Raw genomic sequence first — 24,070 nt, forward strand, 5'->3', positions numbered from 1 at the left:
AGAAGAAGATTTTCACGCACAGTCAGTTCATAACGGCCGTAGTCTTGACTCACCAAACCCACATTTGCCAACATGTTGTATTTACTCTCAGAAGAAGCACCCTTATACGTTATGCTCCCCTGGGCAATTGGTGTAATTCCAAGAATTGCATTTATTAGCGTTGTTTTTCCCGCGCCCGAGGCACCAACTACTGCAATCATTTGATTATTCATCAGCTCAAGATTAATATCTTTAAGCGCAAAAGACGACGCGCCCTCATACTGAACGGATACATCTTTGCATATAATTTTTGAAATATTTTCACGGTTATGGTTAGAAGTTTTTATCTCAGAAGCATGGTCGTAAGTATCAGAGTCGCATACCCTTCGGAATTGCTGAACAGATAATGCTCCATTAATAATCTGGCCGAATGAATATCCCACCTCTTGGGTCGCGTTAACACAGGCAATGATTCCAATCAGCGATCCGGCCACATACGATATATCGGCTCCTGAATCCACAAGGAAGTACAGGGACGCAAAAAGTAAGACAGAGCAGAGTAGCCCTGCAACTATGGAGATGATTCCTCTAACACTTTCAAGGCTCAATTCCCTACCGGCCGCCCGGCGTCGCCAGGACGCTACGCGTTGCGAGAAAAATCGGGAGGCTCTCATGAGGTGAAGTTCTTGGGCGCGACTTTGAGCCATCAGATTGTCTAGATAGTAGTTCTCTACCCGATAGTCCTCGTACATTAGGGTGTATATAGCGTAATCACGTTTAGCGAGGATTACCATTGCAATAGATAGGGGTAGTGAACACAGTGCCGCAAAAATTGCTGCCACAATGCTGACGTTCGCGATATTAAGACAGAGAAGTAACACCATTGCGAAGGCACTCACCAGTGTCATAACTGACATGGTGTGAACCTGCAATTCCTGTTTCGATATTGCCTCTCTAGCAGCACGTATATCTTCCTGTGATTTTGTGCTACTTATATCAGATAACGGAAATGTAGATAACCTGTTATTTAACATGCAGTGAACCCGATAATTCACCTTTGATTTGAGGATGAGCATGTTACTTATGACCCAGCGTTTAGCAATGATATTAATTCCAACGACAAGGGCAAGAGCAACAATATAAATCCAGGCCGCGCCACCATTTGAACCGCTCAAGGCTGATACTGTATTACCGATCAGCAGGGACTGGCTCAGGGGAATGCAGGCTATGACGGCTAGCGATAGGGCGACGCTCACCAGGGTTGTGGGACAGGTTTTCCAGGCTAGGCGGAAGGACCAGAGTATAGAAGAAAATAGATTTTTCATTCTCACCACGCTCACAAAGTCATATTGAACTCATCTTTGAGCCCTGAAACTCCTCGATGAGCGGACATTGAAACACTACCCGTGCCTCACTAACTAACTCTACTCTTCAATGAAATATAAAACACACATATTCGTGCGTGTCCAAGAATATTAAGCAGATATATCTGTGATATTTTCGGGCATTCAGGGGTCAACCGACAGCCCTACCCGCAACGCCCCCAGCTGCCCTTCGTCATAGTCGGTCATATTAAGTTCATATTTCGCCCCCGATGTCATGTCCAGAAATATTAGGACATCAACCGCCGCATCCCTTGCACACCCTCGGAGGCAGTGGGTAGAGTGAAAGCGTTATCTATCAAGAGCGACCGAGAGATCTGGCTCGTCGACGTCGCAGCAACCTCGCCAGTATCCCCCACCGTCACGGTGCAGGGTACGGACAAGGTGCTCCCGCCAGAACCGATAGAGAAGAATACCCTTCGGCACCCCTTGATGATGTGCACCCGCAAACCGGTACAGCGCATCCTGCAGAAGAATTCGCGCACCCTCCCGGTGCGTATCTATCGGGTGAACACGAAGGAAGGTTATGACGACAGTTCACCCGGCTCTTTCTTTTGAGCTGTTCCCACCCCGCTCACACGCAAGTTGCGAGTCGCTACTCCACACCATTGCCGAGCTTGAGGGCACCAACCCCGACTACGTGTCGGTCACCTACGCCGGTGACGCTAAGCGCCGCCAGAAGACCCTCGCGCTACTCGACCACCTGGTGCATGAAACGTCCCTCACCCCGCTGGCTCACCTGATTTGTGCAGGCCATTCGGTGCATGAGCTGGAGCGTGCGGTCCGCCTGATTCTGGGTCTGGGTGTGCGCGGTTTCCTGGCTCTTCGCGGTGATATTCAGGAAGGTCAGGTTTCTGAACTTCCTTTCGCCCGCTACCTGGTGGAGCTGATTCGCCGCGTGGAGCGTGAAGATTTCGCCCACCTGGCAGCTGGCAAGGTGTCGATTGGTGTGGCGGCATACCCGCAGAAGCACCCCGAGTCCGCATCTCTGTTGCAGGATATTGAGATTCTGTTGTCGAAGCAGCGTGCCGGCGCGGACTTCGCGATCACTCAGGTGTTCTTTGAGGATGAACGCTACAGCGCCCTGGTCGATTCGGCGCACCTGGCAGGCGTGGATATTCCGATTATTCCGGGCATCATGCCGGTAACCTCGCTGAAGCGCCTACAGAACCTCTGCCAGATGGCGGGCATGGAAGTCCCGACGGACCTCGCCTACGCCCTAGAGACGGCGACCAGCAACGCTGAGCTGCACCGCATCGGCGTGGATTACGCGCTGAACCAGTGCCGCGCCGTGATGGATGCGGGCGCACCGGGCCTGCACTTCTTCACCTTCAACGAGCATGCGGCGGTGCTGGACGTTCTGGATCAGCTGGACCTACCCCGATACAGCAACCGTTTCTCCCAGCCCCTGAGCGAGCTGGAATTCGCCTAAACGCGACCCGCTCCGCCCGGCGCGGATGCGCCACCCAAGTTTCCCCCAAAGTACCCCGGGAGCGTCCCGCGGATCTCGGCCCCATCGACGGGGCCGGCAGAGCCCGCTGATTCTCCCATTTCTATCCCCAGTAAAGGAATATGCACTATGTCTAACGTTGCTTTCCCCGCCGCAACTATTGTTGGTTACCCCCGCGTGGGCCGCTTCCGTGAACTGAAGAAGGCTCAGGAGGCTTTCTGGAAGGGCAAGGCCACCCTGCAGGAGCTACAGGACACCGCCGCTGACGTGCAGCGCACCTACTTCGAGCGCGTGACCGTCGCCGGTCTGAAGGCTGACAACTACTCGATTCCGGCAACCTTCTCCTACTACGACCAGGTGCTCGACGTTGTTCGCCTGTTCACCCTGGTTCCCGAGCGTCTGGCTGAGGCTAAGGATGCACGCGGCCTGCTGGATCTGCCCGGCTACTTCGCCCTGGCGCGCGGTACCGAGACCCTGCCTCCGCTGGAGATGACTAAGTGGTTCGACACCAACTACCACTACCTGGTGCCTGAGATTGGTGCCGGTACCGAGATTAAGCTGAACCTTGAGGCTATTGACGAGCAGCTTGAGGTCGCAAAGCAGGCTGGCGTGAAGGTTCGCCCGCAGATTGTTGGCCCGCTGACCCTGCTGCTGGGCGCTAAGGCCGAGCAGGGTTCCGCCGAGGACTTCGCACCCATCGACCGCCTGGACGAGTTCGTTGCCGCTTACGCTCAGGTGCTGGAGCAGCTGGCTGAGCGCGGTGTTGAGTGGGTTCAGCTGGATGAGCCGGGCCTGACCGTGGACCGTGCCGACAACGCGAAGGTTGCTGAGCTTGCCGAGCGCACCTACCGCACCCTGGCTGCCGGCGAGAAGCGCCCGCAGATTCTGGTGACCAGCCCCTACGGTTCCCTGCGTGAGAACCTGCCGGCTCTGCTGGGTACCGGTATTGAGGCTCTGCACCTTGACCTGGTGCACGGCGTGTACTCGAAGGCTGAGCTGGAGTCCGTTTCTGCCGCTGGTGTGCACCTGGTTGCCGGTGTTGTGAACGGCCGTAACGTGTGGCGTGCCGATGTTCGCGCGGCTCTGAAGACTCTGGAGGCGCTGCCCGGCGCATCCGAGGGTGCCGTGTCGGTGTCCTCCTCGACCTCCCTGCAGCACGTGCCGCACGACCTGGCTCTGGAAGACCCCGCCGAGGTTCCCGTGGACGGCCTGGCATTCGCCGACCAGAAGGTTGCCGAGATCGCCCTGCTGGCTCGTGGCCTGGCCGAGGGTGAGGCTGCTGTTGAGCCGGAGCTGAAGGCTGCTGACGAGGCGCTGGCTCGCTTCGCCGCCGACCCGCGCAAGCACAACGACGAGATTCGTGCCCGCGCCGCAGCTGTAACCGCCGAGGACTTCGACCGTCCGACCATTGACGTTCGCCGCGCGGCTCAGGCTGACCTGAACCTGCCGAAGCTGCCGACCACCACCATCGGTTCCTTCCCCCAGACCGCTGAGATTCGCCGCCGCCGTGCGGAGGCTCGTGCGGGCAAGATTTCCGCTGAGGAGCTGAACGGCTTCCTGCGTGACGAGATTGCCTCGGTCATCAAGCTGCAGGAGGAGCTGGGTCTGGACGTGCTGGTTCACGGTGAGGCTGAGCGTAACGACATGGTTCAGTACTTCGCCGAGAACTTCGACGGCTTTGCAACCACCCGCCACGGCTGGGTTCAGTCCTACGGTTCGCGTTGCACCCGCCCCTCGATCCTGTTCGGTGACGTGAAGCGTCACGGCGAGGGCCTGCGCGGTGAGGCGTTCACCGTGCCGTGGAGCTCCCACGCACAGTCGCTGAGCGAGAAGCCCGTCAAGGGCATGCTCACCGGCCCCGTGACGATTCTGGCGTGGTCCTTCGTGCGTGACGACCAGCCGCGCCGCGAGACCGCTAACCAGGTGGCTCTGGCTCTTGCCGACGAGATTGCCGACCTGGAGCAGGCGGGCATCCGCATCATTCAGGTGGACGAGCCGGCTCTGCGTGAGCTGTTGCCCCTGCGCCGCGATGAGCAGCCGCAGTACCTGGACTGGTCGGTGAATTCCTTCCGCCTGGCAACCAGCGCGGTGAAGGATTCCACTCAGATTCACACCCACCTGTGCTACTCGGAGTTCAACGAGATTATCGACTCGATTAACGCTCTGAACGCTGATGTGACCAGCATTGAGGCGGCTCGTTCGCACATGGAGCTACTGGCTGATATTCCGGAGAGCTTCGTTTCCGGTCTGGGCCCGGGCGTGTGGGACATCCACTCCCCGCGTGTTCCTTCGCAGGATGAGATTGAGTCCCTGCTGAAGGCTGCGATTGGTTACGGCACCATTGCTGACCTGTGGGTGAACCCTGACTGTGGTCTGAAGACTCGTGATTACGAGGAGACCAAGCAGTCTCTGCGTCACCTGGTGGATGCCACCAAGGCGATTCGCGCATCCCTCTAGGAGGCGCCTATTGGTTCCGCTGCCTGCCGTGGGTTGACCGGATGATGGTTTGCTCGCGGTAACCTGCGGCAGGTGGCGGCTGTTCGGCTTCGTGCCGGTATGCGTACCGACTGTATGCCGAGCTTTTGGGGATAGATAACAGGCCCGCCCGTACGGTTTTTCTTCTGCACCGTGCGGGCGGGTTTTTCTGTGCTGTTTTGGGTGCTGATTTAGCGGTGTTGAGGTGGTTTTTATTTGAACTTAGGGTATAAATTACTCTAAATTTAAGTGTGGTCTGACCAAAACACATACTTACTCAATGGGGAAAGTATTTATATTCATTGACTAACCTGCGGCAATGTTGCCCAGTAGCTAGATATGCATCACACATTCTTTGAACTTCCCCGAATTTACGGGGTAAAAACACATTTTAAAGAATACTCGTTCTGAATATCCGTTCATAACCGAAAGCATTACTATGCACATATGCCCATCAGATTAGCATTTTTATAAGAATTCGTTTTTAGAATTCCAGCATGACTACTACCACTTCATCAAAGAAGAAGAAGGGTTCTGTACCCCGCTGGCTCGCCATTCCGGCACCCAAGCCTCAGCTGAGTGAGGCAGAAGTTAATGCAAAGTACCCGCGCATGCGTCTGCAGGTTTTCATGGGTATTTTCATCGGTTACGCGACCTTCTACCTGATTCGTAACAACGTCCCGCTGGTCACCCCGATTCTGACCAAGGAACTTGGCTTTAGCAACGCGGCTATTGGCGCGCTGTCTACGGCGCTGCTGCTGGCATACGGCTTCAGCAAGTTCTTTACCGCAATGATTTCTGACCGCTCGAACGCGCGTCTGTTCCTGCCCATCGGTCTGGTGCTCTCGGGTGTTGCCAACATCCTGCTGGCTATGACCGGTTACATGGGTGAAGGTGCGGGCGCGGCGGGCTACGGTGCCGCTATCGCCTCCATCATGGCGACCATTATGGTCTTCAACGGCATCTTCCAGGGCATGGGCTGGCCGCCCTCGGGCCGCGTGCTCGTGAACTGGTTCTCCACCAGCGAGCGCGGCGCGAAGGTTTCGTGGTGGAACACCGCCCACAACGTCGGTGGTGCGCTGTCCGGCCTGCTGGTTGCGTGGGGCTTCTCCATGTTCGGCAAGACCTGGGAAGTTGCCTTCTGGTTCCCGGCAGTTATCAGCTTCGTTCTGGCGTTCGTGGCGTGGTTGCTGATTCGTGACAACCCCGAGGCTGAGGGTCTGCCCACCGTTGACGTGTACCGCAACGACCCGCACAAGGTTGAGTCCACCGCTGAGGATCGTGCAGAGTCCACTTGGACCACCATCCGTAAGCACGTGCTGACCAACTCGACCATGGTGTACCTGGCTCTGGCAAACGTGTTCGTGTACACCCTGCGTTACGGCGTGCTGGTGTGGGCGCCGAAGTACCTACACGATGTGCGCCACGCTTCCCTTGAGGGTGGTATTGCGGGCTTCTCGATTCTGGAGCTTGCCGGTATTGGTGGTACCGTCCTGTGCGGTTACGTTTCTGACCGCATGTTCAAGGGTCGCCGCTCCCCCGCGGGTATCCTGTTCCTGATTGCGACCGTTGGCGCGATTCTGCTGTACTGGCTGCCTTCTTCGGATGCGCCGCTGTGGATTGCGTACGTTGCGTTGGCTCTGATTGGTGGCCTGATTTACGGCCCGGTCATGCTGATTGGTCTGCAGGCTATTGACCTATCCCCCTCGCATGTTGCGGGTACCGCTGCGGGCTTCACCGGCCTGTTCGGTTACGCGTTGGGTGCGACCCTGGCTTCTGCCGGTATCGGCATTATTGTTGACCACTGGGGTTGGGGCACCGCGTTCGTCTTCATGATTGTGTGCTCGGGTCTGGCGGTTCTGTTCCTCTGGCTGGTTAACGGTGCTGAGAAGCGTCTGATGGCTGAGCGTGCAGAGAAGCTGGCGGCTCAGGCATAATTGCCCAGTCTTTCGTGTAGGGAAGCCACACGTTTGCTGGTGAGTCACCATATGGTGGCTTGTCGGTAATCGTGTGGCTTCTTACGTTAAGAACCTAGAATGGAACCATGACTACTAACTCTGGAATCACTAAAGAATGGGTGGATGAAACCGTCAAGCCGGGCGACGATTTCTTCCGCCACGTCAACGGTAAGTGGCTTGCTACCCACGAAATCCCGGCGGACCGCCCCAAGGACGGCGGCCTGTACACCCTCCGCGATAACGCAGAGAAGCACGTGCGTGAGCTGGTGGAGAAGATTGCGAAGGAGCAGCCGGAGTCCCGTATTGGCGCACTCTACAACTCCTTCATGGATGTTGAGAAGATTGAGGCGGACGGCCTGGAGCCGCTGCTGAAGGAAATCGCCCCGATTCTGAACTCGGCAACCCCCTCCCACCTGGCTGTGACCCTGGCGCTGCTGTCTCGTGCGGGTCTGCCGCAGCTGTTCGCCTGGTACACCAGCAACGACCCGAAGGACCCGAAGAATTACACGTTCTTCCTGTACCAGTCGGGTCTGGGTCTGCCGGATGAATCCTACTACCGTGAAGAGAAGCACGAGGCTGCATGCGCGGCGTACGTTGAGCATATTGCCCGCATGTTTGAGCTGACCGGTCTGGCTGAGGGCTTCGGCCTGACCCCGGAGCAGGCGGCTCAGCTGGTGTTCACTCACGAGTCTGAGCTGGCTCGCCTGCACTGGAACGTCGTGGAGAATCGCGACGCTGAGGCGACCTACAACCCGTACCAGGCGACCGAGCTGGACGAGAAGTTCCCCGGCTTCCCGTTCTCGCAGTGGCTGCTGGCTCTTGGCGCCGACCCGGAGACCCTGGGTCAGGTTATTGTGGCTCAGCCGTCCTTCTTTGAGGGTGCGGCTAAGCTGTTCACCTCCATCCCGCTGATGAGCTGGAAGCTGTGGGCTGTGTGGACTGTTCTGCGTTCGCGTGCGCCGTTCATGTACGACGAGCTGGTTCAGGAAAGCTTCAACTTCTACGGCAAGACCCTTTCCGGTACCCAGCAGATTCGTGAGCGCTGGAAGCGCGGCGTGGGTGCTGTCGAGAAGGCTCTGGGTGAGGAGATTGGCCAGGAGTACGTGGCTGTGCACTTCCCGCCTTCGCACAAGGAGAAGATGCTGGTTCTGGTCGGCAACCTCCTTGAGGCGTACCGCGAGTCTATTGAGTCGCTGGACTGGATGACTGAGGCAACCCGCCAGAAGGCGCTGGAGAAGCTGTCGAAGTTCGTCACCAAGATCGGTTACCCCGATAAGTGGCGTGACTTCTCCGCACTGGAGCTCGTTCCCGGTGACCTGTTTGAGAACCTGCGCCGTACCGGTGCGTTTGATGCTGACTGGCTGATTGCCCGTAAGGGTCAGCCGGTGGATAAGTCGGAGTGGCTGATGACTCCGCAGACCGTGAACGCGTACTACATGCCGCCGGCGAATGAGATTGTGTTCCCGGCAGCGATTCTGCAGCCGCCGTACTTCAACCCGGATGCTGATGATGCGGCGAACTACGGCAATATCGGCATGATTATTGGCCACGAGATTGGTCACGGTTTTGACGATCAGGGTTCCCGCTATGACGGTGACGGCAAGCTGGAGAGCTGGTGGACTGAGGAGGATTACGCGAAGTTCAAGGAGCGCACCTCCGCGCTGGTGGAGCAGTACAACGCGTACGTTCCGGTGGGTCTGGACCCGAAGTTCCACGTGAACGGTGAGCTGACTCTGGGCGAGAACATTGGCGACCTGGCTGGCATGTCGATTGCGTTGAAGGCGTACCGTCTGGCTTTGAAGAAGCAGGGCATTGAGTCGCTGGCTGACGCGCCGGTGATTGACGGTATGACCGGTATTCAGCGTTTCTTCTTCTCGAATGCTCGCGGCTGGTGCACGAAGTCCCGCCCGCAGCACGCCGAGGTGATGATTTCGGTGGATCCGCACTCGCCGGATGAATTCCGTGTGAACGGTGTGGTGCGCAATATTGATGAGTTCTATGAGGCGTTTGGTGTCTCTGAGGGCGATGCACTGTACCTGGCTCCGGAGGAGCGCGTGCGCATCTGGTAGCATCCCGATAAGGGTATATGCTTTATTGCACATATAAGAAAAGCGCCCGCCTCGTGGTTTTCAGCCACGGGGCGGGCGCCTTTGAGGTATAGAAGCTATGCGCTTCTAGGCTGAAGCTTTTAGGAAGCAGAAGCCGATGCAGTGGCACTAGAAGTAGCAACCGGATTCACTGTAAGCTTCCAGTCGCCATTCTCATAAACTCCACGAATGATGGCATCTCCAGTAATTTTGCGGTATTCCTTGGGAGACTCCATCACTTTCCCCTTGTATACAGCAAACTCACCGTTCTCCAAAACCATCTTTACATTCCAGATATAGCTATCACCATCGCGGGTCGGTTGAGGCGTATTCATAGCGACAGTAACAGTTTGTTCTTGGCGCCAGACCTCCCCCTTTTGCAAAGCATCATCGAAGCTACCAGGCGTGGGTTCAAGGGTGGTCTTCAATTCTGAAATATCAATACCGCTTTCACGCAAAGGTTCAGTCTTTCCGGTACGCCCATAATATTCAGAAGCGGCGCCAAAGAATGCAATGGACTGGTAGAAGCCTTCCACGCTGTTCTCGTTAGCAACAGCGGGCTTCACAGGTACAGGAACATTCTTGGGCGGCTCGGTACGGGTACCTTCCTTATAACCTGCAGGCTTGGAAGTGTAGCCGTCCAGGACCGCAACGCCGGAGTAGTCGCTACGAACGCTCTTAGATGCGGAAGCAGATGCGCTACCGGATGCATTGCTGGATGCCCTCTCGGATGCGTTGCCGCTGGTTGCTTGCGGCTGAGCGCCGCACGCTGCCAGGAGGGTTGCGCCACCGGCGGCTACAACCATGCCGAGGGCAGATCGGCGGGTTACGTTCTTCATTGGTTCTCTCTATCTACGGTGGTGGCGCCCGCCTCGTGGTTTTTCAGCCACGGGGCGGGCGCCTCTCTGTTTTTAGAAGCTATACGCTTCTAGACTGATGCTTTTAGGAAGCAGAAGCCGATGCAGAAGCCTCAGATTCAGACTTCATGCCAGTCAGCTTCCACGCACCGTTCTCGTAAACACCGCGCAGGGTACGCTCGTTGACGTTCTCACGACCGCTTTCGGGGACCTCCAGAACCTTATCCTTAGATGCCATGAATTCGCCGCGGGTAAGGGTGAAGCGAGCATTCCAGGTGTATGCCTTACCATCGCGGGTGGGCTGTGCGGAGAGCAGGGTGATGGTGACGGTCGGGTCGTGCATCCAGACTTCGCCCTTGACCAGCTTTTCGCCGAGGGTGCCGTCTTCCGGCTCGAGCATTGACTTGAGTTCGCTCTTGTCCATAGCGCTTTCACGCAGGGGCTCGGTCTTACCGGTACGCATGTAGTATTCCATGGCTGCGCCGAAGAACGCGATGGACTGGTACAGGCCCTCCACGCTGTTCTCGTTAGCGACGGCGGGCTTGGTCGGCACGGGCACGTTCTTGGCCGGCTCGGTGCGGGTTGCCAGCTGGTAGTCAGCAGGCTTGGAGGTGTAACCGTCCAGGACAGCAGGACCGGAGTAGTCGGCACGTGCGTTGTTAACTTCGGCGTCCGAGGTAGAAGCGCTACCGGATGCAGATGCAGAGCCGCTGGATGCCTGAGACTGCGAACCGCATGCAGCCAGGAGGGTTGCGCCACCGGCAGCGACAAACAGGCCGAGGGCGGATCGGCGGGTTACGTTCTTCATTTTTCTCTCTATCTGTGGTGTGTTTTCCGCACCGTGGTGCGGGTGATGCCTGCGGCATCTAACGGGAAGACGGCACTACGTGAGTGTAGTGCCGTCTTCCAGTATATGTTTATTGGGCTTGGTATTTTTAGCCGCCGTAATAGTAGTAGTTGCTGTAGGAGCTACCGTAGTAGTCACTGATGACGATGCGGCCGCGGCGGCCGTAACGGTGCGAGTAGTAGCCGTTGTAGGGGGTGCGGCGCACGGTGGGGCGATAGGTGGTTGCCTGTGCGGGGGTGAACAGTGCGCCGAGGGCGGTTGCTGCGCCTGCGCCTGCTGCGGCGAGTGCTGCGCGGCGGGTGAGGCGTGAGGGCTTCTTGGTGGCCATGATGTGCCTTTCGGGGTCGGTGTTTCTGTGAAGTGACGTGGCGTGTGCACGGCGTGCGGCTGTGCATTAACCATTTCTTATTGTATGCCTCAACGTTAATGTTTTTACGTGCAGAGTGCACCTTCTAGTTGAGGGTTAGATCATGCGAGCTAGTCCACGTTTTTCCGGCAGAAAAATTGCGGAAATATTGGTTGAGAAACACGCCGGGCACGCACTCAATACGGGCTGAAAACAGCCTAAATTGCAGGCTACATGTCTACTTCGGCGAGGCCCGAAATTTCCTTGTCCTTGATGTGCGGGATGGTCGAGTTCCAGTTCATCCACGCCTTGACCTGGGCGACTTCTTCGGGGTTGTTCATGTCTGGCCATCGGTCGTTTTCCATCTTGAATCGGGTCATTGCGAGAAGGGGGTAGCCATCATAGATGGGCCCGAAACGCGCAATATGCTTACCCGATTTTGTTTCGAAGGAGACAGAGTCTGGGCTTTCACTGTCGTAACTCTCCCTATACGTGACCTTATCAATCGCGTTAAGCGGGTAGAAGGTTTTATTGTCGTGCCCGTCGTCCTCTTCGACTCCTTCGGGCGAAATTTTGGTGTAAGACCCAGTAGCTTCATTGAAGAAGTACAGAAGAGTACAGATGAGAAGGAAAACTCCGATATCTAGAAAATGGAATCCTACATCGTTCAGCAAATGCAACATAAACATCACAGCAGGGATTATAAGAAGCGCGACGGTAAGCGCAATTATTCCAAGGCGGTCGCCTCGAGTAATGTAAATATTTTTGGCGTACAGCTTCTTGTCTCGGCGGCGGTTGATTTCGTAGACAATGATGGACCGGAACATCTTATACGCCTGTAGAACATTTACTAGGCCCCAGAGGGCAATCGTGGTGTAGTTCATCATCATGGTGGTCAACTACCCTTTCTGTTTATCGGTGACCCGTAGCTTTCCGGCAACGGTGCGAAGGGTGCGGGTTCGTTCTCAGAGTAGCCGAGGAAATCTGGTGGTTAGGCACGGATTTGGGCTATCTGCGCAGTGGTTGCCGAGTCTTCACCGGAGCATTGCGTCGAGTTAACCTCCCGTCTAGATTGGGTGCGATAGGCTAAGGATGTGCCCGCCACCTCACCGGGGCGGGTGTGATTCACCAACCACTACCGCACAAGGACGTACACACCATGAGCGCAGCAGAAGACGGAGCCCTCGCAGGACTTATCGTCGCCCTGATACCGGGTATCCGTATTAAGCTCGGCAAACCCACCCTAAACAAAAGGCAGAAAAGACCCATTGCGGCGTTTATTTTCTTCTGGCTTGTATCTATCCTTGGGTTTGTTGGTGCGCCGATATTTCTCTTTTCGACAGGGACACACGAAGGCCTCGCGGATGAGTCACAAGCGGGGGTGGTCATTGCCGCTTTCCTGATTGGTGTCTTAGGCATAGGCCTGCTGGGTGCTATTCCTCTGAACCACTGCTACGCCTTCTACCTCGAGTTGCGTGAGGACCACGTGCGGTGGCGTAATTGGCGGTGGAAGGAACGCACTTTCACCTACCCCTCCATCACGTTTGCCCATGTGGAGAACAACGGCAAGAACGGGTTCTTGCGTATTGGTAGCACTGAGATGGGTAAGCGTACTTGCAGCTTTGACCCGTATCAGTTTGATGCGACGATTCTTATGGCACAGGTGCTGTACCGTGATGATCATGGGCGTTGGGCTGAGGAGGACGGTCTGGATGTGATGAGTGTGGTGGGGATGTATGGTTCTTCGCGCGATATTTATGCCCAGTTTTATGACTTGTGCGAAACGAAGTATGTGGTGGGTGTGACGAAGAGTGAGCGTCAGAAGCGCCGCCGTAGGGCTGCTCGTAATGAGGCGCGTAGGCTGGAGCGTCAGCAGGCGCGTGAGGAGGCACGCCGCGAAAAGGAATGAGTTAGTGAAGCTGTAAATTTCTACGCTGGGAAGAGGTGATTCACGGTGAAAAATAATGTTTTGAAGAAAAGGAATAGTTCAAAGAAAAAGAAGAATAAAGTTACCTTCAAAGAGTATCTTCGTAGAAAAGGAAGAGATATTTGGTATGACCGTGAAGCCATCATATTTTGTGTAGGGATTATCGCCGTATTTGGTTTTTTATATTTCATGACTCATTACAACCCGAATAATGACTCTGAAATATGCACTATCGAGTCGGTTGAAATTATTGAGCATGAGGACCCTTACGCAATCTCCGGTGTCTTTGAGACGGAAGAGTGCGGAACTATCACGATGTGGCACGCTCCCGATGGGGAACGTATCTACCCCTACCTCAACAGTATTGAGGCGGGTAAGAAATATAGGGCCTATAAGTCCTTCGATACCCGTAACGATGACACAGGCTTCACTGCCATCCGCTTTGAAGAGATCAAAGAATAACCCTGCCCCCGTAGAAAGGATTCCACCATGGACGATATCGGCGACTTTATCATCGGCTTTTTTGAGGTGGCCCTCGCATCCTCAACAACCCTGCAGCAAGTATTTCTGTGGATTCTTTTCTCCGCGTCCGCACTTCTCCTGTTTGTCCCCGTCATGACGGGCGAGTACGCGTGGAGCATCCTATCCATCTCCACGATGCTGTTTTCCGTCGTGATGATTGACGGCACGCGTGAGCACGGTGTGCACGATGCAAAGAACGGTGGCGCGTACCATTACTTTCTGCTGACGGTGGGCACGTTCTGCGTCGCCGCGATTGTTCTGCTCGCTACTCTCTCCCTGGTGGGTGTCCCGCAGGTTGCCTCCACCCCGCAGGTGGACGGCATCAATTTCGAGCCCTGGTATGTGGCGGCGTCCGCGCTGGTTCTGCTGCTGTTCTTCTACAATGCCGCGCAGCCGAGCGAGGAGATCCCTAACCTGCACCGTATGGAGCGCATCAACCGGTATGTGCGCACCGTGGTGCTGGGTGTGAGCGCCCTGATGGTGCTCTTCTGCCTGGTTATTCCGGTGGTTTCGTTCGCTGCTGCCGGTTATGAGCCTGTGGGTGTTTCAGTGGTGCTGTGCCTGGTGCCGGTTTTCCTGATTTTTGTGCGCCGCGCCCTGTTCAAGCTGTGGGCGGCGACTTTTGAGGAGGGCACTGCCGGGTATGGTGTGTTGCGTGGCTTCTGCGTCACCCTGGTGGGTTTGGGTGGATGCTTGGCGGCGGCCCGTCTTGCCGTGGATGTTGTGCAGTCTGGTAGCGGCTTGTCGCTGGTGTATGTGGTGCCGGTGATCGCCTCGTACCTGCTGGCGAAGAGGTACCTGACCGTGGGTGTTGCTATCCCCGAGAAGGAAGACGAGGAGGACCCGGAGGCGGAACCTGCAGCCAGCTAAACCGTGGAACCCCGTGGGCTGAGAGATGACCTCAGCCGCGGGGTTTTTCTATGTCAAACAGAGTTCGGTAAGTGCACTAGTTTGAAACGAAATGAAAAATACCTTTAACTATCACCTCAAGGTTGAATTGAATATCCTGATGAGGCACCGACTAGGAGGAAAAAATATCAACCTTCCCATATTGGACTGATAAAGTGGTACGGGGCTTTTTCTCTTTCCGGCTTTGCCCCTGACCCTTTCCACTCAGGTGGGCACTATACAGTGGCGTTTCAGACTTGCCGCTGTTATGTGTCTGCACGGTATATAACTCAACGAAAAGATCATCATGACCAACCACACCACAGCGCGTCAGCGTCTACTCCGCTTCCCTTTGATTTTGGGTGTCACGACGGCACTTATTTTCTCTTCCTGCTCCACGGGCACGAACAATAACAGTGCCCCTTCCGATAAGGGTACTGTTACTTCTCAGAGTCCCCGCCAGGTGGAGAACGCTACTAATGTTCTGCAGAACGTGAATATTCAGATGGGTCGTGACGGCGAGGTTTCGTCGATTGAGTCGACCAACATTTACGTCAATGACAAGGATCGTACGAGCTCCTCGAGCAATGTGCAGTTCAAGCCGAAGGACGTCGTTAATGACCTTCCTGTGCGTGTGAGCCTGCAGTATTCTACTGAGCGCGGTAGCGGCACTAACCTGAATGATTTGAATGGTTACAGTGGCGAAATCACGATTAAGGTTACGGTTGAGAACCTGACGGTGAAGACCGAGGACGTCACCTATGATGCATCCGGTACTAGCCGTACTAGCCCTGCACCGGTTGGCACTCCGTTCTCTATTGCTGCTTCTACTGTTCTTTCGGGTTCTCCTACTCAGGTTATTACGACCCCTGACGCTGCTGATTCGTCGACGAATGGTGTGGTGAGCACCAACGATGAAGGTAAGGCTGTTGTTCAGTGGGGTGCTATTTCGGCACCTCCGGTCACTGCTAGTTCTTCTTCTTTTGTGTTGAAGGTTAAGGCGAAGGATTTTAGTGCGCCTACCTTCAATATTTCGGTGCAGCCTGGTTTTGCTTCTGATTTGTCTGGTGCGGGAATCATTACTAATGGTTTCACTTCTCAGGATGCGTCTCAGGTGGCGCTTCTGCAGCGCACTATTGATACCGTCAACGAGGTTAATACGACGCTGACTAGCGCTAGTTCGCAGGTTGCTCAGGTGCGTCAGAGCCTGGATGATACGTCTGCGACTTTGGGTAAGGACACTGCCGAGCATCTGAAGACTCAGAATGAATCGTTGACGAAGACTATGCAGGGTCTGCAGGCGAATATTGAGAGCCTGCAGAAGGACCTTTCTGAGGCTTCGCGGACTAATAATTCTCAGCTGATTTCTCAGTTGGAGCGTACTGTTGCTGCTCTTCACTCGATGCTGGGTGATACGACGGCTCGCCCCAATGTGTCTGTTTCGCATAGCGGCGGTCGTTGTGTTGTGCATCGTGAGGAGGGTGCGAGTAGCCGTAGCGTGTACGGTAATTTGGTTCAGCTGTCTGCTGTTCTGAATGCGTATGCGGAGGCAAGTTCGGACTGCCAGCAGGATCTTACGGCTTCGATTCGTGAGATTGTTGGCCCGGAGCACCCGACCGCTGAGACTTGTTCTTCTAACGGTTCGGTGACCTGCGCCCTGTTCGGTGCGTCGGTGACGGTGCAGAGCTCTCTGATTGCACTGGTTGCTACTGGTGAGAAGATTGTGGATCACCTGCAGCCGGAGTATTTGAAGGGTGCGAACAACAACTATTCGGCATTGAAGCGTCAGATGGATGAGCTTGTTGAGCAGGTGGAGAAGGACCCGTCTTCTCTTGATGCTGATGCTGTGCGTTCTTTGAGTGAGAAGGTTAGTGCGGCTCGTCAGAGCGTGAATCAGATGAAGGAAACGTCGAGCCGTCTGATTGAGAGCATCAAGAACGTTCATTCTCGTGCGGCTTCTGCTCGTGCGGAGCTGGTGGACGGTTCTGGTTCTATGAGCGCTCAGAATAAGGAACTGGCGGAGCAGCTTTGTGCTCTGTCTACTGAGCGTGGCGGTTCTCTGTCTGCTGAGCAGGTGGAGCATCTGCGTGGATACCTGACGGCTTCTTCTTGTGGTGGCGCGGCTTCACCGTCTGCTGCACCGTCTTCTGAGGCGCCGTCTGAGGCTCCTAGCCCTGCACCGTCTGAGTCTGCTTCTGTGGCTCCTTCTGAGGAGCCGTCGAAGAAGGTTGAGGCTCCTTCCGCCGCTCCCTCTTCTGAGGCGCCTTCCGCCGAGCCTACTGCCACGGAAGGTAATACTCGCGTCATTACGGTGGAGAACGCGAACGAGCGTACCTACACTTCGAACACCCCGGCAGCACGTACTCCGATGGAGCAGCGTATTGCTGCCGCGGTAGCTGCGTGGGATGAGGTTCTTGCCGCTACTTCGATGGATGACCCCAAGGAGGGTCTGGCTCGCGACGCCAAGGACCTTAACGATGCTGTGAACGCGGTAGATGGTGCCCTGGGCGAGATTGAGAAGACCCTGAACGATGCCGCAAACGCGCAGAACCAGGACGCGGAGAAGAAGGAAGAGCCTACTGAGGAGGCTAAGGTTTCTCTGCGTGATCGTATCCATTCAGCTTCGGATGCTGTCAATGCTTTGGGTAAGAACCTGGAGGATATGACGAACATGCAGGCTGACCTCTCCACCGCTATTAAGGAAGCGTTCAAGGAGTCTGCCAATGAGACTCGCGAGAGCCTGACGAGCATGATTAGCGAGGAGATTCGTAAGGTTTCGAGCGATGGTTCTTCTAGCGCTTCGGCTGCTAAGGAGGCGTTCTCCGCTTCGATTGCTGGCATTACTGATACCGCGAATACTGTGGTTCAGGTGGCTGGTGAGTCTATCGAGGTTCAGCACAAGGATATGAATGATCGTATTGAGGGCCTGCGTCAGTCTCTGGATTCGGTGACTGAGCGTTCTCTGGTTGCTCTGAGCACCCGCGCTGAGAACGCTACCCGAGATTTGGCTGGTGCATCCGTTCAGCTGAATAACGACCTGTCGAAGCTCATGCTCGATTTGGGCGATAGCAACGCTGAGGGCGCTGGCCTCTTGGGCGCGCTCAAGAGCAATAGCGCGAAGGCTGGTGCGGCTGATTACCAGCTTGCTTTGGCGATGCAGAATGCTCAGGGTTACACGAACCTCCGTTCTGAGGATATTGCCGCTCTGCAGAAACGTCAGGCTCAGTTCAAGGCGTCCCTGCAGCGTCTGCGTTCGCTGCCGACCTTCCACCTGTCGAATGCTGGCAGTGCAGAGGTGAAGACGGTGTACACCTTCCAGATTGGTGATTAGCCGTGGGGTTTTCCCCTCATTTGGGCTCTGATTCAGGTCCTCACCGCCGCGAGGGCAGGCGGCTCACTCAGCGCACCGTGGTGTGGTGTGTCAGTCTGTGTGTGCTGTTTAGCCTTGCGGTGGTGGGGATCTGGTATGGCGTGCGCGCTGTGACTCCTCAGCCTTTGCCGCTTGGCACGGGTACGAACCCTGCGTCTGCGGTGACGGTTCAGCAGGCTATTTCTCTTCCTGCGTCTGGTCGTGAGCCTGTTATTGGTGTTGTTACTACTTTTGGTGATGATGCTGAGGGGTCTGCGTGGCGTCTGAATGCTCAGGGTGCTCGTGTTGCGCAGTACCGTCTGGCTTTGGGTAGTTCTTCTGTGAAGGTTCTTTATGCGAACGATAAGGGAACGGAGCAGGGTGCCCGTGAGGCGGTAGAGAAGCTCTCTTCTGAGGGTGCTTTGGGTATTGTGCTTGCTTCTCGGGGTGAGCATCTTCGGGGTGCTACGGCTGCTGCTAAGGAACGCAATGTTGCGGTGATTGAGGCGTATGACCGGGTAGATGCTGGCGATGGGGTATGGAGTTTTGCTCTGGACCCTGAGCGGGAGAAGCAGGTCTATACGACTGCTATTCGTTCGCTCGCCGGTGCATCTAGCACGGGTTCTTCGCAACAGCTTAATGGTGTGCGCACCATCCTGCTGGATGCGGGTGAGGGCTCTGCACCGGACCTTCCCTATACGAATCGCGTTCAGGTTTCTGCTGATGAAGACAGCATGAAAGACATTCTCAAGGAGCTGACGCGCCTTCTGGGGGACAAGTCTTCGGGCTCTTCTCCTGTTCTGGTTTTGACGGGTTCGGCGTCGACTCAGGCAAAGGTTCTTCGTTCTCTTCAGAGGGCGGGTATTACTTCTCCGGTGATTGCGGGTGAGGAAGCTTTGACGGAGCCTTTTATACGTCTTCTTCTGGAGAACGGTGGTTCCTTGACTGACAATATTCGCATTGTGGGGCGTGTGCAGGCACGTGCTGCGGCGTTGAGTGCTGATGATGCCGGTCGCGCTTCTTCGGCATTTGTGTCAACGGTTGAGCGTATGAAGAATGATTCTTCGCTCAAGGATTTGTCAGGCGAACAGTCGTTCTCGAAATCGGCAGTGTGGGCGGATGCTCCCTCCCATAACGCGCTTTTGGCTTTTGCGTATGCCACGAGCCAGGTTCGTGAATACACTCCTGAGGCGGTTCGACGGGTTCTAGGAACCCTTCGTTTGGACGCTAAAGATTCTACGGTCGCGTATCCGTTGGATTTTTCGTCTTCCTACGCTGCGGGCGGGCAAGTGGGTCTTCTTTACCCGACCGCGGAAACTTCGATGATTCAGGGCGGGTCTTCCTCAACGGATGCGGTAAATCCGCCCGTGTGGATGCTTCGCACGTTCACCTCAGAATCTCGCGACTAGCCTTTCCGCATGGAGCCTACTGTACAGAGCCAGCCCATCACCCCCCCCCACTTTCGGGTATTACTTCTAGTCCGTCCACCAGCGGGGCTCACGATTTATCTATTTTGGAGAACACCTTATGCGCTTTTTCCTTGAACTTGAAGAGCATAACGGGAGCTATGAACTAGACTCCTGGCAGCCTGAGACGACCATCGCTGATCTCATCCAGGCGACCGGTGGCCCCTCCCTGCCCGCCGACGAGCCGCTGTACTGCGATAACCGCCCGGTGACGGCATCCTCCACCCTGGCGGAGGTCAAGCCGATGGAGGGTATGCGCATCTCTAGGGCACCGCTTTCTTACCCTTCCCTGGTGCAGGGCTGGAGTGTCTGCTTGAGCGGCGGTTCGACGGTTACCCTGCCGCGCCCTATCCCTTCTTCGCGTCCTCTGGTGGCGGGTCGTTCCCCGTACGCCGACATTGTGCTGCCCACGGCGAGCGCCTCGTGGGAGCATCTGCACCTGCAGGTGGTTCATGATGAGTCGACAAACACTCAGAAGGTGCGCATCACTGACCCGGGTTCTACGAACGGTAGTTTTGTGGACGGTCAGAAAATCCCTGAGGAGGGTCTGACTGTTTCTGAGAGCACCACTATCCATGTTGGGGATTGTGTTCTGACTCTGCAGCCTGCTCCTCAGGAGAAGGCTGCGCCTCGCCCCGGTAGCGCCCCGAATGTGAGCGCGTCGGGTACTGCACCGTTTAACCGTCCGCCGCGTCAGGGTGCGTTGAGCGCCCCGGAGAAGGTGGAGGCACCTACCCGCAAGAACGTTTCTGACCCGCCGAAGTTCAATATTGCGATGGCGGTGGGTCCGATTATTATGGCGGCGGCAATGGTCGCCATTATGCAGGAGATTCGTTACGCCCTTTTCGCGATGCTCAGCCCCATTCTGAGTATTGGCATGTGGGTGGAGCAGAAACGTCGTCACGCTAAGGATAAGGTGAAGGAGCGTGTGCGTTTTGAGCAGGAAATGGAGAAGTTCAAGGAACGTATCGCTCTGAGTAACCGTGAGGAAATTGAGCGTCTTCACGACCTTGCCCCGGCACCGGATGCCGTTCAGCTGCGGGCGCTTCTTCCCGCGATGACGCTGTGGCGTCGCCGGAGCACCAGCCCTGACCTGTTGACTTTCCATGTGGGTACTGGGCATATTCATTGGGCTCCTGAGCTGACGAAGCCGAGCAATCCTGAGCCTGAGGTTCAGCATATTCTTGAGCACAATACCCTGTGGGATGCCCCGCTGGTTGCTGACCTGCGTGAGGGCGGCGCTATCGGTATTGTGGGGCCGCGTGAGCAGTCTCTTGCCCTGGCGCGTAGCCTGGTGCTGCAGGCGGCGACCCACACGGGTCCTGCTGATATGACGATTGCGGTCTGCGCTGATTCGGCGCGCTCGCAGGACTGGGTGTGGACGTCGTGGCTTCCGCACATGCATATGGCGCAGAACCAGCAGATGCGTTGGTTTGCTTCTGGTAAGGAGCAGTCGGATCAGATGCTGCGCTCTCTATACAACGATATTGAGTCTCTTCCGACCCGCGGCCTGTGCGTGGTCGTTGATTCGGATACCCTCACTGAGGGCCGTGAGTCGCCGGCACGCGACCTTTTGGCGTACGGCGATGAAGTGCGTCTGATGGCGAATAAGACTGCTGCTGCGGGGGCTCGCCGTGTTGCCGGTATTGTGTTGGCTTCTTCTGTTGATCGTCTTCCTGCGTCGTGTACTTCGGTCGTGGAGATTGGTGAGGAGGCTTCTATGACCTATTCGGAGCCTCGCCGCCGTTACACGGTCACTGACGGTGTGCTCGCCGGTGTGAGCGCTGAGGATGCTCTTCACGTGGCGCGTACTTTGGCGCATCATGAGGACCCTGAGCGTCTGCTTCTGGGCGGCGGTTTGCCGCAGCTGGTAAAGCTACCTGAGCTGGTTGGTTTGCCGACACTTCCGGGTGCTGAGGATATTGAGGCGTTTTGGTCGCAGGCTAATGGTTTCAGTACGGAGATTGGTGTGGGCGACTCTGGCGCGTTCACGCTGGATTTGGTGAAGGACGGTCCTCACGGTCTGGTGGGTGGTACCACTGGTTCGGGTAAGAGTGAGTTTTTGCGTTCGTTGGTGGCGGGTTTGGCTGCTCACCATGATCCGAGCCGTTTGAACTTTATTCTGGTTGACTTTAAGGGTGGTGCGGCGTTTAAGACGTGTGAGCGTCTGCCGCATACGATTGGTACTTTGAGCAACTTGGATGCTCAGTTGGCGCACCGCGCTATTGAGTCGTTGGAGGCGGAGATGGATCGTCGTCAGCGCCTGTTTGCGGCTGCTGGCGAGGGTGTGGACAACATTAAGGATTATTTGGCGACGAACCCGCCGGAGCCGATGCCTCGCTTGCTGCTGGTGATTGACGAGTTTGCGATGCTGGCGAAGGACTTCCCTGATGTCCTGTCGTCGCTGGTGAGTATTGGTGCGGTGGGTCGTACCCTGGGTGTGCACATGATTTTGGCGACTCAGCGTCCTGCTGGCGTGGTGAATGACGATATTCTGGCGAATACGAACTTGCGTGTGGCGTTGCGTGTGCAGAGCCGTGAGGATTCTTCGAACGTGATTGGTGTTCCGGATGCTTCGGAGATTTCGCGTTCGCAGATGGGTCGCGCCTATGTGAAGCTGGGCCAGAATGATATTTCGCCGGTGCAGACTGCCCTGGTGACGGGTCAGAGTGGCACTGAGGTGGTGACTTCTCTGGAGGTTCGTGCCACCGATAGTATCGGTATTCCTCGTTCGGAGCGTGCACGCCCGAAGGTGTCGTCGAGTGATGCGAATGACCTGGATCTGCTGATTGATGCTGTTGTGGCGGCTCATGCGGCTCGTGGTGCGGTTGCTCCTCGTAAGGTGTGGCCTGAGCCGTTGGGTTCGTATGTTGATTTGGCTGATTTTGGTGTTCGCGGCTTCCCCGACCCGGATCTTCCCACTGTGGGTGGTGTCCGGGACGGTGTTCTGATGTGTACTTTGGGTGATGAGCCTGAGCTGCAGCGTCAGGTGCCTATGGGCTGGAATATTGAGATGAGCAACCTGCTGTTGGTGGGTGTTGCCGGTAGTGGTACGACTACGACGATTCAGTCGGTGGTGCTGGGTTTGGCTCAGCATTATTCGCCGGAGGACATCGATATTGTTCTGGTGGATATGGGCGCTGATGGCTTGTTGCCATTAGGTTCTTTGCCGCATGTTGTTTCTGCTGTGGGTACCGGTCAGGGCGCTAGGGAACGTCAGGCTCGCTTCTTGCGTTTTGTGAAGTCGGAGCTTGATGCTCGCCGTGCTGACGCGGCACGCCGTAAGCCTCTTTTCATTGTTTTGGATGGTTTTGCGACGCTGCGTGATGAGTTCTCTGATGCTGTGAGCATGGATTTGTTGGCGAATTTCTACCGAGTGTATGCGGATGGTCCTGCTGTTGGTATTCACTGCGTGGTGTCAACGAGTCGCGCGAAGAATATTCCCTCGCAGATTCTTGATGCTTCGTTGCAGACGTGGTTCTTCCAGCTGAGCGATATTCACGATTATTCCTCGCATGGTATTCGCGGCACGAATGTTCCGGCTGCAGTTCCTGGGCGTTGTGTTGACCCGAAACGTCTGCGTCAGATGCAGGTGGCTACTCCCGCTGTTGGTGTGGAGGAGGCCGTCTCTATGGTTCGTGAGCGCTTCCCGCAGGATCCTGCTAAGCGTGATGTGATTGGTCAGCTGCCGACGTGGGTTTCGTGGGAGAGCATGCCTGCTGCCGAGTTTTCTCCGAGCCTGTGGCGTATCCCTGTGGGTATTGCGGAGGCTACGTTGGAGGCGTGCGCTTTCGAGCTGTACGAGGGTGAGCACGCCATGGTTGCGGGTAATCCGCGTTCGGGTAAGTCTTCTCTGCTGGTTGCGTTTGCTCGTCTGGTTTCTCGGGCGAGGGCTGCGGCGGAGCAGGCGGTGTCTGCGGCGTTGGCGTCTGGTGATGCCACCGCGGCGGAGAACGCACGCATGGATGCCGCTGAGGTTCCGGAGGTTTGGGCTGTATTTGATCAGCGTTCCGGTCTGGTGAATGCGCCGGAGGGCGTTTTTGACCGGGTGTTTGAGAGCAAGAATGCTTCTGCTCAGGTGCAGGCGGCTTTGCAGGATGCCGCGGGCCCGGTGCTGTTGCTGATTGATGATGGTGACCGCGTGGATGACCCGATGAACGTTTTTGATGCGATTGTGAAGGGTGACTTCCCGGACGTTCACATTATTGCTACGGGTAAGCCGACTGATTTGCGTCCTTTGTATAGCCATTGGACGAAGGCTATTCGCAAGTTCCGCACTGGTGCTGTGGTTCAGCCGAATGTTGATACGGATATGGACATGTTCGGTTCTATTCCGAGGCGCGCCCCGGTTCAGCTGAGCGTTGGTCGTGGCTACGCGTTCCTTGCCGGGTCGCCGGTTCTGGTGCAGCTGATGAGCCCTGAGGATTCTCAGCACCGTGGCGGGCTGTAGGGCTTGTCTGGCGTGTGGTGAGGTATGGTGTAACTTTACCGGCTATTTTGCTGTAGGGGTCGCCCCGTCTGGGGAGTCTTCCTGCTT

15 protein-coding genes and 1 riboswitch are annotated in these 24,070 nt (G+C 56.1%); of the genes, 10 read left to right on the forward strand and 5 right to left on the reverse strand.

The genetic code is table 11. From position 1 onward, the window contains the following. Positions 1 to 1,304, reverse strand: a 1,304-nt coding sequence (locus HMPREF2749_RS06615; protein ID WP_070593891.1) for an ATP-binding cassette domain-containing protein, incomplete at its 3' end; no start/stop codon positions are given. A 349-nt stretch (positions 1,305 to 1,653) separates the two neighbouring features. Continuing rightward, a riboswitch (SAM riboswitch) is annotated at positions 1,654 to 1,770 on the forward strand. A 117-nt stretch (positions 1,771 to 1,887) separates the two neighbouring features. On the opposite strand from HMPREF2749_RS06615, the gene HMPREF2749_RS06620 reads away from it, so the two are divergent. The 4 genes from HMPREF2749_RS06620 (at position 1,888) to HMPREF2749_RS06635 (ending at position 9,313) form a co-directional block, all read left to right on the forward strand. Continuing rightward, positions 1,888 to 2,793, forward strand: a complete 906-nt coding sequence (locus HMPREF2749_RS06620; RefSeq protein ID WP_049356122.1) for a methylenetetrahydrofolate reductase — start codon at positions 1,888 to 1,890, stop codon at positions 2,791 to 2,793. Between the two features lie 147 nt (positions 2,794 to 2,940). Then, positions 2,941 to 5,268 carry a 5-methyltetrahydropteroyltriglutamate--homocysteine S-methyltransferase gene (metE, locus tag HMPREF2749_RS06625; protein ID WP_070593832.1) on the forward strand — a complete coding sequence of 776 codons (2,328 nt, stop codon included), beginning with the start codon at positions 2,941 to 2,943 and terminating at the stop codon, positions 5,266 to 5,268. A 515-nt stretch (positions 5,269 to 5,783) separates the two neighbouring features. Continuing rightward, entirely contained in the window at positions 5,784 to 7,223 is a 1,440-nt protein-coding gene (locus HMPREF2749_RS06630; protein WP_070593833.1) for an MFS transporter, read from the forward strand. A 107-nt stretch (positions 7,224 to 7,330) separates the two neighbouring features. Continuing rightward, entirely contained in the window at positions 7,331 to 9,313 is a 1,983-nt protein-coding gene (locus HMPREF2749_RS06635) for a M13 family metallopeptidase (RefSeq protein WP_070593834.1), read from the forward strand. A 119-nt stretch (positions 9,314 to 9,432) separates the two neighbouring features. Here HMPREF2749_RS06635 and HMPREF2749_RS06640 read toward each other — a convergent pair whose 3' ends face one another. The 4 genes from HMPREF2749_RS06640 to HMPREF2749_RS06655 all read right to left on the reverse strand — a co-directional run bounded on the left by HMPREF2749_RS06640 (position 9,433) and on the right by HMPREF2749_RS06655 (position 12,271). Then, complete coding sequence (locus tag HMPREF2749_RS06640; RefSeq protein ID WP_049340842.1) at positions 9,433 to 10,170, reverse strand: DUF6318 family protein; 738 nt, start codon at positions 10,168 to 10,170, stop codon at positions 9,433 to 9,435. Positions 10,171 to 10,273: 103 nt separating this feature from the next. Then, on the reverse strand, positions 10,274 to 10,996 hold the full coding sequence (locus HMPREF2749_RS06645) for a DUF6318 family protein (protein ID WP_049327859.1): 723 nt from the start codon (positions 10,994 to 10,996) through the stop codon (positions 10,274 to 10,276). A gap of 127 nt (positions 10,997 to 11,123) precedes the next feature. Next, a complete protein-coding gene (locus tag HMPREF2749_RS06650; RefSeq protein WP_049340845.1) occupies positions 11,124 to 11,363 on the reverse strand; it encodes a hypothetical protein in 240 nt (79 codons plus the stop codon). A gap of 248 nt (positions 11,364 to 11,611) precedes the next feature. Beyond that, complete coding sequence (locus HMPREF2749_RS06655; RefSeq protein ID WP_060824882.1) at positions 11,612 to 12,271, reverse strand: hypothetical protein; 660 nt, start codon at positions 12,269 to 12,271, stop codon at positions 11,612 to 11,614. 269 nt (positions 12,272 to 12,540) lie between these two features. Between HMPREF2749_RS06655 and HMPREF2749_RS06660 the strand changes: the two genes are divergently transcribed. From HMPREF2749_RS06660 to HMPREF2749_RS06685, 6 genes are all read left to right on the forward strand, one after another. Next, entirely contained in the window at positions 12,541 to 13,290 is a 750-nt protein-coding gene (locus HMPREF2749_RS06660) for a cobalamin biosynthesis protein CobN (RefSeq protein ID WP_070593835.1), read from the forward strand. Positions 13,291 to 13,335: 45 nt separating this feature from the next. Continuing rightward, positions 13,336 to 13,770, forward strand: coding sequence for a hypothetical protein (locus HMPREF2749_RS06665; protein ID WP_070593837.1), 435 nt, complete (start codon positions 13,336 to 13,338; stop codon positions 13,768 to 13,770). A gap of 27 nt (positions 13,771 to 13,797) precedes the next feature. Then, positions 13,798 to 14,700 carry a hypothetical protein gene (locus tag HMPREF2749_RS06670; RefSeq protein ID WP_070593839.1) on the forward strand — a complete coding sequence of 301 codons (903 nt, stop codon included), beginning with the start codon at positions 13,798 to 13,800 and terminating at the stop codon, positions 14,698 to 14,700. 325 nt (positions 14,701 to 15,025) lie between these two features. Beyond that, positions 15,026 to 18,049: a chitinase gene (locus HMPREF2749_RS06675; RefSeq protein WP_070593840.1), complete on the forward strand. Its 3,024-nt coding sequence runs from the start codon at positions 15,026 to 15,028 to the stop codon at positions 18,047 to 18,049. Positions 18,050 to 18,198: 149 nt separating this feature from the next. Beyond that, on the forward strand, positions 18,199 to 19,476 hold the full coding sequence (locus HMPREF2749_RS06680) for a type 1 periplasmic-binding domain-containing protein (protein ID WP_246823513.1): 1,278 nt from the start codon (positions 18,199 to 18,201) through the stop codon (positions 19,474 to 19,476). A 118-nt stretch (positions 19,477 to 19,594) separates the two neighbouring features. Continuing rightward, entirely contained in the window at positions 19,595 to 23,983 is a 4,389-nt protein-coding gene (locus HMPREF2749_RS06685; RefSeq protein ID WP_070593843.1) for an FtsK/SpoIIIE domain-containing protein, read from the forward strand. The last annotated feature ends 87 nt before the right edge of the window (positions 23,984 to 24,070 follow it).

The sequence above is a fragment of the Rothia sp. HMSC075F09 genome, from assembly GCF_001810515.1.
Lineage (GTDB): Bacteria > Actinomycetota > Actinomycetes > Actinomycetales > Micrococcaceae > Rothia.

Excerpts from the sequence above, each read along its gene's own strand:
- metE (WP_070593832.1), top strand. The coding sequence starts at position 2,941 with ATGTCTAACGTTGCTTTCCCCGCCGCAACTATTGTTGGTTACCCCCGC.
- HMPREF2749_RS06650 (WP_049340845.1), bottom strand. The coding sequence starts at position 11,363 with ATGGCCACCAAGAAGCCCTCACGCCTCACCCGCCGCGCAGCACTCGCC.
- HMPREF2749_RS06635 (WP_070593834.1), top strand. The coding sequence starts at position 7,331 with ATGACTACTAACTCTGGAATCACTAAAGAATGGGTGGATGAAACCGTC.
- HMPREF2749_RS06670 (WP_070593839.1), top strand. The coding sequence starts at position 13,798 with ATGGACGATATCGGCGACTTTATCATCGGCTTTTTTGAGGTGGCCCTC.
- HMPREF2749_RS06675 (WP_070593840.1), top strand. The coding sequence starts at position 15,026 with ATGACCAACCACACCACAGCGCGTCAGCGTCTACTCCGCTTCCCTTTG.
- HMPREF2749_RS06655 (WP_060824882.1), bottom strand. The coding sequence starts at position 12,271 with ATGATGATGAACTACACCACGATTGCCCTCTGGGGCCTAGTAAATGTT.
- HMPREF2749_RS06640 (WP_049340842.1), bottom strand. The coding sequence starts at position 10,170 with ATGAAGAACGTAACCCGCCGATCTGCCCTCGGCATGGTTGTAGCCGCC.
- HMPREF2749_RS06645 (WP_049327859.1), bottom strand. The coding sequence starts at position 10,996 with ATGAAGAACGTAACCCGCCGATCCGCCCTCGGCCTGTTTGTCGCTGCC.
- HMPREF2749_RS06620 (WP_049356122.1), top strand. The coding sequence starts at position 1,888 with ATGACGACAGTTCACCCGGCTCTTTCTTTTGAGCTGTTCCCACCCCGC.
- HMPREF2749_RS06660 (WP_070593835.1), top strand. The coding sequence starts at position 12,541 with ATGAGCGCAGCAGAAGACGGAGCCCTCGCAGGACTTATCGTCGCCCTG.
- HMPREF2749_RS06685 (WP_070593843.1), top strand. The coding sequence starts at position 19,595 with ATGCGCTTTTTCCTTGAACTTGAAGAGCATAACGGGAGCTATGAACTA.
- HMPREF2749_RS06630 (WP_070593833.1), top strand. The coding sequence starts at position 5,784 with ATGACTACTACCACTTCATCAAAGAAGAAGAAGGGTTCTGTACCCCGC.